Source organism: Fluviicola sp., assembly GCF_039596395.1.
GTDB lineage: Bacteria > Bacteroidota > Bacteroidia > Flavobacteriales_D > Crocinitomicaceae > Fluviicola.
In genome coordinates, this window is sequence record NZ_JBCNJT010000001.1 from 1,214,287 (window position 1) to 1,224,232 (window position 9,946).

Consider the following 9,946-nt stretch of genomic DNA (forward strand, 5'->3'; position numbering starts at 1 on the left):
CACCTGTCCCGACACTTCGGGGTCTGTGTTCCTCCGTGGGAAACCTGCAACGCAGTTGCCATCTGCGTGATCTGCGCGAAAAAGAAAAATGGTCTGCCGCAGGCGAACAGGCCACCTGGTAATAAAAAGTGTTAATGATAACCGGTAATCGTACATTATTCGGTTATCATTGCTTAAATTTTCAGTATGAAAAAAGAAGAAATCACCCATCAACGGTTCAACACCTTATCGGAAGCATTTCAGAGTTTTGGTCTGCCGGATCCGCAGCACCCGCTGATTGGCTTTATCAATGCAGATAAGAGTCAAACCGTGAGCAGCAATTTTCCGCAATCACACGCGCTGAATTTTTACAAAATATCCCTCAAACGCCAGTTGAACGGGAAAATCCGCTACGGACAAACTTATTACGATTTCAACGGTGGCGGCTTGCTTTTTGCCTCCCCGAACCAGATTATCGGGAACGAATCCGGAACAAACCCCGGAGAGTGCTCGCAATATACACTGCTCATTCACCCCGATTTCCTGTGGAATTACCCGTTGGCAAAAAAGATCAAACAATACGGGTTTTTCTCCTATTCCATCAATGAAGCCCTGCATTTATCAGACAAGGAAAGAGAAACCATCACATCCATCTTCAGGATCATTGAAGAAGAATTGGACAGCAGGCTCGACGATTTCAGCCAGGATGTCATCATCTCTCAAATCGAATTATTACTGAATTACGCCAACCGGTTCTACAAACGCCAGTTCCTTACACGTAAGACAGTCAATGCCGACTTGCTCCAAAAACTCGACGATATCCTGGATACTTATTTCGAAAATGAAGTGTCCCTCAAACAAGGATTGCCGACCGTTCAATACCTTTCGGAGAAACTGAATATTTCCCCGAGCTACCTGAGCGACATGCTTCGTTCGCTGACCGGCCAGAATGCCCAACAGCACATTCACGATAAACTCATCGAAAAGGCCAAGGAAAAATTATCGATTACGAACTTGTCCGTTACAGAAATCGCTTACGAACTAGGCTTCGAATATCCCCAATCATTCAGCAAGTTGTTCAAAGCAAAAACAAACCAATCGCCCCTCGAATTCCGAAGAGCTTTTAATTAAATGAAAGTGCCTGCAATCAGATTTGTTTCACTAACTTAAAGACAATACAATTAAAAGAAGATGAATCAGGAGATCGATCAGAACTACAATGCTGCCTGGATGCTCAGGGCTGTTGAGCTTTCCGAAATAGCTTATAAAAGCGGGAAAGGGCTTCCGATTGGCTGTGTGATTACCAGGAACGGAGAAATAATCGGGGAAGGGCATAACGAAGTCTTCAAGCGATTAAATCCAACTGCTCATGCGGAAATGGTTGCCATCGAGAAAGCATGTGAGAAAACAGCAAGCGTTCAGTTATCGGGGTGCGAACTGTATACGACGGTAGAACCCTGTCCGATGTGCCTTGCAGCCATATACTGGGCAAAAATAGATAAGGTTTATTATGTCAATACCAGTCAGCAAGTGGTGGAATACGGTTTTGACGATTCGTTCATATTCGGAGAACTGAAGAAAAACGCACAGGAACGTAAGATAACATCTGTTCAGGTTTCCGAACCCAACGCAATGTATGTCCTGCAACGCTGGAAAAACGCAGACGATGCCGCCGCATATCCCTGGGATGAAAAAGGAATTTAATAAACCTTCGTGAGTTTCTTTATTGTAAACCAGCAACGCTGTTCCCCTCAAAAGAATTAAAGACATCTGCGCCCACCTGTCCCGACACTTCAGGGGCTGCGTTCCTCCGTGGGAAACCAGCAACGCAGTTGCCATCTGCGTAAATCAGCGCCATCTGCGTGAACCACTGTACCATACTTCCGGGTATTCAAAAACCTTCAAATTAGCAACATACATCTGTGTTCACCTGTCCCGACACTTCGGGGTCTGCGTTCTTCCGTGGGAAACCAGCAAAGCAATTGTCATCTGCGTAAATCTGCGTGAACCACCAGAACAGTAAGTAGCGTAACACTTCCCGGCATTCAAAAGCCTTTGCGTTCTTCTTTTCTTCGCGGTAGTAACCAGCAACAGGCTTACTCTCAAAGAATTAAAATACATCTGCGTCCACCTGTCCCGACACTTCGGGGTCTGCGTTCCTCTGCGGGAACCAGCAACGAAGTTGCCATCTGCGTAAATCAGCGCCATCTGCGTGAACCACTGCACCATACTTCCAGGTATTCAAAAACCTTCATGCACTTCTTTTCTTTTTGCGCTAAATCAGCAACGCGCTTACTCCCAAAGAATTGAAACACATCTGTGTTCCCTGCGTTCCTCCGTGGGAAACTAGCAAACGCAGTTACCATCTGCAATGAAATACCCCAACACCGAAAATAAGTAACCGGAAATAAAATGCTTCACAATCAAAAACAGTACATTCATTCGATGAAACCAAAGCAAGTGATGATACATGAAGTTTGAAACGTATTTCCCCAATGAAAAACTGAAACATTATATCAGTCATTTCGCCGTTTCTGAAAATGAATTTGCAGGTGAATACAAAGTATTTCCCTCTTCCGGGTTGGTTATTGGTTTTCAATATAAAGGGGAACTTTCCACGGTGAATGAAAACGGGGAGAATAAACTTAATGCAGCCGGGATTTCCGGCATTTTCGACACTTACAAAGTCTTTAAGAATTCATCCGGAATAGGAACTTTCCTGGTTTATTTTACTGAAATCGGTTTTGCACACTTTGCTTCTCGTCCGGTTAATGAACTATTCAATCTGAGCATTTCGCTGGAAGATGTTTTTGAAAAACAAAAAGTCAGGGAAGTCGAAGAAAAACTTTCGGCAGCATTAACAGATAAGCATCGGATCAGGGTCGTTGAACAATTTTTAGTCTCACAATTAAAAGATGTACAGACCGATAAATTGATCGTGGAAGCAGTCAGACGAATCTATGAAAGCAAGGGAACCATCCGTATTCGGGAGTTGAATGAGCAGCTATTCATCAGTCAAAGCCCGTTTGAAAAGCGCTTTCGGAAAGTGGTTGGTACAACTCCTAAGAAATTTGCTTCGATCATTCGTTTCAATGCCTTGTTGGAAGATTTAAAACATTCAAAATCATTGACTGAGATCTGCTACGAGAACCACTTTTTCGATCAGGCGCATTTTATCAAAGAATTCAAACATTTTACCGGAGATACTCCCGAAAATTTCAAACGTAAAGAATAGAAAAACGATTTTTTACAATCCCGGATGAAATCTCAGTTGCACCTTTGCAGTGTATTAAAAAACAACGCATGTTTACAGCAGATCAAATCAAAGAAGCACACAGCAAAGTGAAATCGGGAGCAGATTTCCCCTCTTATATCCGCGAAATCAAAACAATGGGCGTAACACACTATGAAAGTTACGTTTCCGACGGACACATCGATTATCACGGAGTAAATAATCACACGGCGAAAGTCCCGGCAAAGTACGAGCCGCTCAATATTGCCGCTAACCCGGACCCGGAACAGTTCAAAGCAGATTTAAAAGCCCATCAGCAGGGAAAAACAGATTACCCCGCGTTCTGCAAAGATTGCGCAAAATCAGGTATTGAGAAGTGGGTCGTTTCAATGGCACAAATGACCTGCACCTATTTCGACAAAGCCGGCAACGAACTATTGACAGAACAAATCCCGCAATAACGGCCAGGGACGCGAAACCTCGCGTCCCACTGATTCAACACAATGTGTTCTTTATAAGTTCATCATGTCCCAATATAATCCTCGTGTGCCTCGTGTCCCTTGTGGTTCAAACCCCGCGAGCAAAGCGAAACTAAAAATCCCTACCTTGAAAAACATTTAACTTCAATCACCTTTCTTGTTGAAATGGACAAAAACTATGTGTTCTAATGTGTCCTTTGTGGTTCAAAAATACAGCCTCGTGCACCTGGTGTCCTTCGTGGTTAAAACCCCGCGAGCGGAGCGAAACTACAATCACCTTCTCTGAAACACTATTACCTCAATCTCTTCGTGTCCTTTGCGCTCTTTGCGGTAAAAAAAACGAGAGCAAAGCGAAAAACTGGTTACCACTAAGTACACCTGGATCACAAGGATTTTCAAGGAATACTATATGGAAAATACAACCTCGTGCACCTCGTGTTCTTCGTGGTTCAAACCCCGCGAGCAGAGCGAAACTACAAATCCCTACCTTGAAAACACCCTAACTTCAATCACCTTGGTATCAAAATGTAAAAAACTATGTGTTCTAATGTGTCCTTTGTGGTTCAAAAATCCGCGAGCGGAGCGAAACTACAAATCTCCACCTTGAAAACATCTAACTTCAATCACCTGGTGTTCTATATTTTTTATAAACCATCAACAACCATATCCATTTCCAACCGCGATTTCGCCTTCACCGATGGCTGATTCGCATCTTCCGGGTTCCGGTAACCCAGTGCCACAGCGAAAAGCGGTTTATACCCGTCCAGTTTCAGGATTCTTGCATAAGCGTCAGCCTGGATTCCTTCCATAGGCGAAGAATCAATATCCATCGATGCACAGGCACCCAGAAAAAATCCCAGTGAAAGATAGACCTGGTGCTGCAACCACGCTTTGATTTCAGCTTCCGGCAAAGGCTTCAGGAAAGTATTGTAATACGTAACAGACCCTTCCGGCAAATGTGTTTGGATCTGGTTTTCAAATTGGGCAACATCATCAATCGAACTGAATACCACCAAATGACTGGCATCTTTGATCTTTTGCTCGTTGAAATAAGAAACAGCTGCTAATTCGGCTTTCAATGCTTCGTCGGAAACAAAAGTGAATTTCCACGGCTGACTATTGATAGAAGAAGGACTGAGCCACAGGATCTCTTTCAGTTGCTGGATCCGGTCCTCCGGAATTTTTTTGGTGGCATCATACTTTTTGGTTGTGTACCGGCTGTTTGCAAGCGTTGTAAAGTTCATTTGTTTAAAGTTTTTATTTAACTATCAATTTTATAGTTGCAAACATAATTATAGTGATTTAACTTTGCAATAACGGTTAAAAAGGATAGTAACTCATGTATTGTATAGACGATAAAGAATATCCGTGCAGCACCAGCTTCACAATGAGGTATATAGGTGGAAAATGGAAAGCAGTGATTTTAATTCACCTCGCCGAAAAAAAACGCTACAACGAACTGCGGAAAGAACTTCCCATGATCACCGAACGGACATTGAGCCTGCAATTGAAGGAACTCGAATCCGATGGATTGATCACACGAACGGTATTCACCACCAAACCTCCTTTAAGAGTAGAATACGAACTCACGGAATTCGGGCGTACGCTCATACCCTTGTTGGAAGCAATTGCCCAATGGGGAAAGGAAACTGCTGAGCGAAAGAAGAAAAACCGTATTTTGGAGGAAGCGTAAACTTTGTCCATATGAAAAGTAAGATTCTGAACTTTCTGCTCATTGTAACTTCCCTCGTAGGGTATTTGGAGTGGAGCGGGAACAGTTCTTCCTTTTTATTCCAGGCAGAAGCGGAAATCTTTTCGAAATTGGTTGCCGATCCACAAGCGGTTTTGCACCCGTTTACAATCATTCCTTTTCTGGGACAGGTCTTGCTGGTTTTTACCCTTTTCCAGAAGAAACCCTCTAAAATACTGACGTATGCCGGTATCCTGGCACTCGGATTTTTAATGGTATTTATGCTGGTGATCGGTCTCTTCAGTATGAACTGGAAGATTATCGTTTCAACAATACCATTCCTGGTTGTGGCAGTTGTGACAATTATACACATCCGGAAAACAAAAAAAACTGGAGTAATACCATGATACAAGTAACCGACAGAACCCGGCTATGGCTTTTCGGGGAAGAAACCGAACGGCTGGCATTTCGAAAAATAGATGAGAGCGATTTTGATACCTGGCTGCGGTTTTGCGAAGATTCCGGCATCATGAGATACTTTGCTTTTTCAGAAACCGATTCCCCGCGCGAAAAATGTCAAAAGTGGTTCGAAAAAGTCTTTTGGAGATACGACCACCTGTTGGGAGGAATGAATGCCTTGATCGATAAACAATCCGGTGCCTTTACCGGTCAATGCGGTTTATTGGTTCAGTTGGTCGATGAACAGGAAGAATTGGAAATCGGGTATTCACTCATGCCCGAAGCACGCGGATTCGGCTATGCACTCGAAGCTGCGAAAAAATGCCGCGACTTTGCCTTCCAAAACCACTTTTCCGATTCATTGATATCCATCATCCACCCGGAAAATGTGGATTCTCAACAAGTAGCCATCCGGAATGGAATGCAACTCTGGAAGCAAACAACCTTCAACGGCATGCCAGTGAATGTCTACCGGATCCTGAAAACCGAATGGGAAGCGTCTACATCCTCACTGTGAAACTGATCTTTCGGATATACATGCCACCAAATGAGTCCACCGCAGGCGGATAATCGTCCTCAATAAATCTGTATCATCTGGCGTGCCTCCAAAGCCACCACGGGTATACATCCGTGTTCTTCTGTGTTCAACTGTCCCGACTCTTCGGGGTCTGTGGGAAAAGAAGTCTGCCGCAGGCGGACAATAATACTACAATAAGATCTGTGACATCTGCTAAATCTGCATGCCTCCAAAGTCCACCACAGGTAGACATCCGTGCTCCTCTGTGTTCACCTGTCCCGACTCTTCGGGGTCCGTGGGAAAAAGAAAGGGTCTGCCGCAGGCGTACATGAAATAGCCTCAAATAATCTGACTATTCACCGCCACAGCCAATGCCTCCACAATATTATTTACAGATAACCGCTCAAAAATCTTCCTCCTGTAATACTTCACCGTATCCGGGGACACATATATCTTCTCTGCAATTTGAGTAATGGTCAATCCTTGTGCATAAAGCCTCAAAACTTCCTTTTCACGCTCTGAAAGCGCAGGTTTGACAGACTTACGCCAAATCCCGATTTCAGGATCCAATTCCCACTGCTCATCCGAATTTTGACGTTTGATGAATACATTTCCCGGCTGCGAATGGTGAGCAAGGGAAACAACACACATCGCCTTCCACAGTTTCGAATCACCGGTTAAAAATAAAGGAGTCAGTTTATGGTTGATCAGAATAGTTTTACCATTCTTATGTGTCAAATGAAAATCATACGTAATGCTGTATTCTTTCTTGCTGCCGGCCGGTAATTTCTCATAAAAATCAAACCCCGCCTCATTGATTTGTTCCAGTAATTTCAATTCACCCTCAGGAACATGCCTGAAATAGAAATCATACCCCATCTGTAAAACTTCTTCCGGGGAATAACCACACAGGAACAGCGGGTTTTCAGAAACGTATTCAAACGACATGTTTTCATAATTGATCACATAGACACTTTCATAGGTCAACCGCGCAAACGATCTTACCGCTTCCAGGTAATCGGTTTGCTGAAGCTGATCGGTCTCGGAAACGTTTACAACTTTATTCCTGGTAAGCAGGGAAGAGGTGTGTTTATTTTTCATGAACGGAATTCAGACTCCAAATTTACACTAAAGTGTAGTGCCTGAATCCATTCCTTGAGGGAATTTTGTAAAGAAAATAGTGAATCGGGAGGAACATGACAACCTGTACAAATTGTAATCAGGCATTTAATAACAATTACTGCGGCAGCTGCGGACAAGCGGCGAAATTGAAACGAATTGACGGCAAATACGTGTTACATGAAATCATTCACGTACTGCATCTGGAGAAAGGAATCCTCTACACCATCAGGGAATTGCTGCTCCGTCCGGGGAAAAGCGTGAGGGAATATATCTCTGAAAACAGGACCAGGCTGGTAAAGCCCGTCATATTTGTCATCGTTGCCTCGCTGATCTACACGGTAATTTCTCATTGGTTCCATGGATCAGAAAATGAAGTTTCCCACCAAAAACAGCCCGAAGCAGTAACCGCCATTTTCGAATGGATCTCACATCATTTCGGATATGCGAATATGATGATGGGAGTATTCATTGCGCTATGGCTGAAAGTGTTTTTCAGGAAACAACCCTTCAATTTCTTCGAGGTATTGATTCTCCTGTGCTTTGTGATGGGAATGGGAATGCTGCTGCTGGCACTTTTGTCATTAATTGGAAATCTTTCAGGCTATCATCTTTCACCGGTAGCGGATACCATCAGTATCATTTACTGCAGCTGGGCCATCGGCCAGTTTTTCAATCCTTCCAAAGTAGGAAGCTATCTCAAAGCATTTTGTGCGTATTCCCTGGGAATGCTCACCTTTTACACACTTGTCACACTAATAGCAATCCTGGCAGCAGTACTCCAACAATTAATCCGGTGATTTCAAATCTGAATACCCTCTAAGTCCACCGCAAAAGGATCATTATAGACATCTGCATGTCTCCAAAGTCCACTACAAGCAGACTCTTGTATAGACATCTGCGTTCACCTGTCCCGACCTTTCGGGATCTGTGTTCCTCCGTGGGAAAAGAAAGAGTCTGCCGCAGGCGGACAATCATCCTCCATTATAAATCAGCGTTCTTCTGCGGCCAATAATACTACAATAAATCTGCGTCATCTGCTAAATCTGCGTGCCCCCAAAGCCCACCACAACCAGCCGTTTGTATAGATATCTGTGCTCTTCTGTGTTCCTCCGTGGGAAAAAGAAAGAGTCTGCCGCAGGCGGACATAATACTACAATAAGATCTGCGTCATCTGCTAAATCCGCGTGCCTTCAAGTCCACCACAAGCAGCCCCTTGTATAGATATCTGTGCTCTTCTGTGTTCCTCTGTGGGAAAAGAAAGAGTCTGCCGTAGGCGGACGATAATACTATAATAAAATCTGCGTCATCTGCTAAATCTGCGTGCTTTCAAGTTCACCACAAGCAGGCATCAGCGCTCACCTATGTTCTTCCGTGGGAAAAGAAGTCTGCGCAGGCGGACATAAGTTCAGCGAAGCAACCCAAAAAAATCTGCCGGAAAATTCTTTATTATCCATATTTTGCAGCATTATAATAACATCCCATGTCACAAGAAGAAGAAACATACCTGGCAATCGGCCACAAAATGGAAGGCGCAGTACAAAGCCAAATGTTCGGCAAACCCTGCTTTAAAGTCAACGGGAAAGCCTTCATGAGCCTGTTTGATAACCAATTGGCTTTTAAATTATCAGGAGAAGCACATTTAGAAGCTTTAAGCCTGGACGGAAGCAAGAGATTCGATCCATCGGGCAAAAGGCCCATGAAAGAATGGGTACAGGTTCCATTTCATTACGCAGACAAATGGGAAGAATTCGCCAGGGAAGCATTGGAATATGTCCGATTCGGAACTACTAATTGATGCGTGCAAAGTCACCGGCTTTTAATACAAATCGAAACAAAAATGAACTTCAAACTCATAGAAACAAACCGTTTATTGCTCAAAGGATTAACACCCGAAGACATGACAGAGATCTTTGAACGAAATCACAAACCAAAGATCAAAACCATCCTGGGCCATCGTTCCGAAGAAGATTATGAGAAAGAACTTCACAAATACAAAAACGGCTATTCAAGCTATAACCGCAGTTTCATGCTGTTTTTACTGGAAGACAAGGCAAGCGGAAAGATCATCGGGCGTTGTGGATTGCACAACTGGAACCGCGACCATTGGCGTGCGGAGATCGGTTATTCCATGGAAGATGAAAGCTTTAAACAGCAGGGATTAATGTCGGAAGCTGTTGAAGCAATCATCGATTACGGATTCAAACAGATGAACCTGAACCGCATCGAAGCCCTCGTTGCCGATTACAATACAGCCTCCTTGCGACTGCTGGAAAAGAATGGTTTTATTAAAGAAGGAATCATGAGAAAACACTACTACGTAAACGGCGTTTTTGAAGATTCCGTGGTGTTCGCAATCCTCCGGGAAGAATACACGAAGTAAATTGAGATAAAAATCTACCGCAGGCGGACAATCTCCTCCACTATAAATCAGCGTTCCTCTGCGTCCCTTTACGGGCCATCAAAGAGTC

Annotated in this window: 12 protein-coding genes; 10 read left to right on the forward strand and 2 right to left on the reverse strand. The window is 43.8% G+C overall.

Going from position 1 to position 9,946, the window contains the following annotated elements; all coding sequences use genetic code 11:
- Nucleotides 1-186 precede the first annotated feature (186 nt).
- The 4 genes from ABDW02_RS05170 to ABDW02_RS05185 all read left to right on the forward strand — a co-directional run bounded on the left by ABDW02_RS05170 (nt 187) and on the right by ABDW02_RS05185 (nt 3,672).
- Nucleotides 187-1,110, forward strand: a complete 924-nt coding sequence (locus tag ABDW02_RS05170; RefSeq protein ID WP_343632790.1) for a helix-turn-helix transcriptional regulator — start codon at nt 187-189, stop codon at nt 1,108-1,110.
- A gap of 60 nt (nt 1,111-1,170) precedes the next feature.
- The gene (locus ABDW02_RS05175; protein WP_343632792.1) at nt 1,171-1,683 is read left to right on the forward strand and encodes a nucleoside deaminase; all 513 of its coding nucleotides are present in this window, start codon (nt 1,171-1,173) and stop codon (nt 1,681-1,683) included.
- 766 nt (nt 1,684-2,449) lie between these two features.
- A complete protein-coding gene (locus tag ABDW02_RS05180; protein WP_343632794.1) occupies nt 2,450-3,214 on the forward strand; it encodes a helix-turn-helix transcriptional regulator in 765 nt (254 codons plus the stop codon).
- 68 nt (nt 3,215-3,282) lie between these two features.
- The gene (locus tag ABDW02_RS05185) at nt 3,283-3,672 is read left to right on the forward strand and encodes a DUF1398 domain-containing protein (RefSeq protein WP_343632796.1); all 390 of its coding nucleotides are present in this window, start codon (nt 3,283-3,285) and stop codon (nt 3,670-3,672) included.
- 662 nt (nt 3,673-4,334) lie between these two features.
- Here ABDW02_RS05185 and ABDW02_RS05190 read toward each other — a convergent pair.
- Entirely contained in the window at nt 4,335-4,934 is a 600-nt protein-coding gene (locus tag ABDW02_RS05190) for an NAD(P)H-dependent oxidoreductase (RefSeq protein WP_343632798.1), read from the reverse strand.
- A 95-nt stretch (nt 4,935-5,029) separates the two neighbouring features.
- Here ABDW02_RS05190 and ABDW02_RS05195 point away from each other — a divergent pair, with 95 nt between their 5' ends.
- From ABDW02_RS05195 to ABDW02_RS05205, 3 genes are read left to right on the forward strand one after another with little or no spacing between them, the layout of a single operon-like run.
- Nucleotides 5,030-5,383 carry a helix-turn-helix domain-containing protein gene (locus tag ABDW02_RS05195; RefSeq protein WP_343632800.1) on the forward strand — a complete coding sequence of 118 codons (354 nt, stop codon included), beginning with the start codon at nt 5,030-5,032 and terminating at the stop codon, nt 5,381-5,383.
- An 11-nt stretch (nt 5,384-5,394) separates the two neighbouring features.
- Nucleotides 5,395-5,787, forward strand: coding sequence for a hypothetical protein (locus ABDW02_RS05200; RefSeq protein ID WP_343632802.1), 393 nt, complete (start codon nt 5,395-5,397; stop codon nt 5,785-5,787).
- Entirely contained in the window at nt 5,784-6,356 is a 573-nt protein-coding gene (locus tag ABDW02_RS05205; protein WP_343632803.1) for a GNAT family N-acetyltransferase, read from the forward strand. The genes ABDW02_RS05200 and ABDW02_RS05205 overlap by 4 nt, the downstream gene beginning before the upstream one ends.
- Nucleotides 6,357-6,695: 339 nt before the next feature.
- Here ABDW02_RS05205 and ABDW02_RS05210 read toward each other — a convergent pair whose 3' ends face one another.
- Complete coding sequence (locus tag ABDW02_RS05210; RefSeq protein WP_343632805.1) at nt 6,696-7,457, reverse strand: PAS and helix-turn-helix domain-containing protein; 762 nt, start codon at nt 7,455-7,457, stop codon at nt 6,696-6,698.
- 95 nt (nt 7,458-7,552) lie between these two features.
- Between ABDW02_RS05210 and ABDW02_RS05215 the strand changes: the two genes are divergently transcribed.
- From ABDW02_RS05215 to ABDW02_RS05225, 3 genes are all read left to right on the forward strand, one after another.
- Nucleotides 7,553-8,275: a DUF3667 domain-containing protein gene (locus ABDW02_RS05215; protein WP_343632807.1), complete on the forward strand. Its 723-nt coding sequence runs from the start codon at nt 7,553-7,555 to the stop codon at nt 8,273-8,275.
- Nucleotides 8,276-8,958: 683 nt separating this feature from the next.
- Nucleotides 8,959-9,273 (forward strand): hypothetical protein, encoded by a 315-nt coding sequence (locus ABDW02_RS05220; RefSeq protein ID WP_343632809.1) that lies wholly within the window; start codon nt 8,959-8,961, stop codon nt 9,271-9,273.
- 42 nt (nt 9,274-9,315) lie between these two features.
- Nucleotides 9,316-9,858 carry a GNAT family protein gene (locus ABDW02_RS05225; RefSeq protein WP_343632811.1) on the forward strand — a complete coding sequence of 181 codons (543 nt, stop codon included), beginning with the start codon at nt 9,316-9,318 and terminating at the stop codon, nt 9,856-9,858.
- The last annotated feature ends 88 nt before the right edge of the window (nt 9,859-9,946 follow it).

Coding starts and splice junctions, on each gene's coding strand:
- ABDW02_RS05170 (WP_343632790.1), top strand. CDS start 187: ATGAAAAAAGAAGAAATCACCCATCAACGGTTCAACACCTTATCGGAA.
- ABDW02_RS05175 (WP_343632792.1), top strand. CDS start 1,171: ATGAATCAGGAGATCGATCAGAACTACAATGCTGCCTGGATGCTCAGG.
- ABDW02_RS05180 (WP_343632794.1), top strand. CDS start 2,450: ATGAAGTTTGAAACGTATTTCCCCAATGAAAAACTGAAACATTATATC.
- ABDW02_RS05185 (WP_343632796.1), top strand. CDS start 3,283: ATGTTTACAGCAGATCAAATCAAAGAAGCACACAGCAAAGTGAAATCG.
- ABDW02_RS05190 (WP_343632798.1), bottom strand. CDS start 4,934: ATGAACTTTACAACGCTTGCAAACAGCCGGTACACAACCAAAAAGTAT.
- ABDW02_RS05195 (WP_343632800.1), top strand. CDS start 5,030: ATGTATTGTATAGACGATAAAGAATATCCGTGCAGCACCAGCTTCACA.
- ABDW02_RS05200 (WP_343632802.1), top strand. CDS start 5,395: ATGAAAAGTAAGATTCTGAACTTTCTGCTCATTGTAACTTCCCTCGTA.
- ABDW02_RS05205 (WP_343632803.1), top strand. CDS start 5,784: ATGATACAAGTAACCGACAGAACCCGGCTATGGCTTTTCGGGGAAGAA.
- ABDW02_RS05210 (WP_343632805.1), bottom strand. CDS start 7,457: ATGAAAAATAAACACACCTCTTCCCTGCTTACCAGGAATAAAGTTGTA.
- ABDW02_RS05215 (WP_343632807.1), top strand. CDS start 7,553: ATGACAACCTGTACAAATTGTAATCAGGCATTTAATAACAATTACTGC.
- ABDW02_RS05220 (WP_343632809.1), top strand. CDS start 8,959: ATGTCACAAGAAGAAGAAACATACCTGGCAATCGGCCACAAAATGGAA.
- ABDW02_RS05225 (WP_343632811.1), top strand. CDS start 9,316: ATGAACTTCAAACTCATAGAAACAAACCGTTTATTGCTCAAAGGATTA.